1 protein-coding gene is annotated in these 2,234 nt (G+C 75.5%); it reads left to right on the top strand.

Annotation, left to right across the window (positions count from 1 at the left end):
* Positions 1 to 2,234: nSTAND1 domain-containing NTPase (locus SACPADRAFT_RS0202820; protein WP_028662167.1), on the top strand; the 2,234-nt coding region annotated here is incomplete at both ends.

Here is a 2,234-nt window from a genome sequence, read left to right as displayed (position 1 = left end):
GTGGCCGCGTCGCTGCGCCGCGACCCCGCCGAATTCGGTGCCGTGGCCCGGCAGGCCGCCCGCGCCGGGGTCGGATCCGACCCCGGCGACGACGCGCGGCTGGTGTTGGTGGTGGACCAGTACGAGGAGTTGTTCACCCACTGCACCGACGACGACGAGCGCACCGCCTTCGCCACCGCGCTCGCGCATGCCGCACCCGCCCTGGTGGTGGTGGCCGTGCGCGCGGACTTCTACGAACACTGCACCCGGCTGGAACCATTGGCGCCCGCTCTCGCCGAGCAGGTCGTCGTCGGGCCGATGAACGCCGGACAGCTGCGCCGCGTGGTGACCGAGCCCGCACGGCGGGCGGGCGTCGAGGTGGAGCCCACCCTGCCCGATCGGCTGCTCGCCGACCTCGGCGTGCGGGAGGGACGCGACTACGACCCCGGCTCCTTGCCGTTGCTGGCGCACGCGCTGCGGATGACCTGGCAGCACCGCGACGGCGGGCCGCTCACCGTCTCCCGCTACGTCGCCACCGGCGGCATCGACCACGCCGTCGCCGACACCGCCGAACGGATCCACGCCTCGTTGGACGCCACGCAACAGCGGCGGTTGCGGTCGGCCCTGCTGCGGATGGTGACGGTGGCCGACACCAACGAGGAGGTGCGGCGGCAGGCCGACCGGGACGAACTGCCCGCCGAGGTCCTGGATCCGCTGATCGCGGCCCGCCTGGTGACCGCCGACGCCGACACCGTCCGGCTCAGCCACGAGGCCCTGCTCACCGCGTGGCCCCGGCTGCGGGACTGGGTGGAACACAACCGTGCGGACCTCGTCCTGCGCGGGCGGCTCGACGACGCCGTCCGGTACTGGCGGGAGTCCGACCGGGACGAGAGCGCGCTGTACCGGGGCGCCCGGCTGGCCGCCGCCACCGAGTGGGCACGGGAGGCCACCGACCTCACCGACACCGAGCGCGCGTTCCTGCGCGCGAGCACCCGCGCCGAGCAGCGGGCCACCCGCCGCCTGCGCGGGCTGGTCGCCGGACTGTCCACACTGCTCGTGATTGCCCTGGTCTCCGGTGGCGTGGCACTGCGGGCCCAGCGGACCGCCGAGGACCGGCGGGCCGAGGCCGAGTCCCGCGCGTTGGCGACGCAGTCCCGGTTGGTGGCCGAGTCGGACCCGCTGCGAACGAAGCGGCTGGCGTTGCGGGCCTGGCAGGCCGCCGACACCACGGAGGCACGCGGTGCGCTGTTGTCCGCGCCGTCCCTGGCGTCGGCGGTCTCCGTCGACTCGGGATTCGACCGGGCCCTCTCGGTGGACGTGAGCCCGGACGGCGGCCTGGTGGCCGTCGGCGGGACCGACGGCGGCGTCGCGGTGTGGGACACGGAGACGAACCGCCCGCTCGGTCTCGACCTGTCCCCGAGCGACGAGGACGTCCGGGAGGTGGCGTTCTCCCCGGACGGCTCGCGCCTGGCCACCGCGTCGGACGAGGTCGACGGCGTGCGGATCTGGGAGGTGCCGAGCGGGCGGCTGCTGCGGACCCTGCCGGGGGCGTTCCAGGTCGTGTGGCGGCCGGACGGTGACGCGGTGGCGGCCCTCGAGGTCACCGATCCGCTCGGCCTCGGCATCCGCGACCCGGACACCGGCGCGGAACTGGGCCGGGTGCCCGGCAGCGGTGCGCTGATCTACGACCTGGCGTTCAACCCCTCCGGAAACCGGCTGGCCGTCGGTTACGCCGACGGCGCGTTCGAGCTGTGGCGCCCGGGCGGCACCGACGTCGCCGCGGAACGCCTGGCCCGGCACGAGGCGCACTCGGACCCGGTCACCGTGGCCTTCTCCCCCGATCGGCTCGCCACGTCCAGCCAGTCCGACCCCGGTGTGCGGCTGTGGGACCCGGAGACCGGGGACGGCCGGGCGGAGCTGGCCACCTCGGGCGAGTTCGGCCCCGGCGGTGTCACGTTCAGCCCCGACGGGACGCGGCTGTACCGGATGGAGGGCCGCACCCTCTCGGTGTGGGACCCCGAAACGAGGAGGCTGACCGGGGAGTACCGCTCCCTCGGGGACACGGCGCTGGACCTGGCCGTGTCCCGGGACGGCCGCACCGTCGCCGTCGCCACGGCGACCGGCGGCGTGACCCGCTGGACCAGGGGTGCGCTCTGGTACGAACGGTTCCGGGGCGCCGTGCTGAGCGTGGCGTTCGCCCCGGACGGGGAGCGCGTCACCGCGGCCGCGGGCGACGGCGAGGTGCACACCTGGCA

Source organism: Saccharomonospora iraqiensis subsp. paurometabolica YIM 90007, assembly GCF_000231035.2.
GTDB lineage: Bacteria > Actinomycetota > Actinomycetes > Mycobacteriales > Pseudonocardiaceae > Saccharomonospora > Saccharomonospora paurometabolica.
The sequence above is the reverse complement of the archived record's forward strand: the minus strand, read 5'-3'. Positions and strand labels throughout refer to the sequence as shown.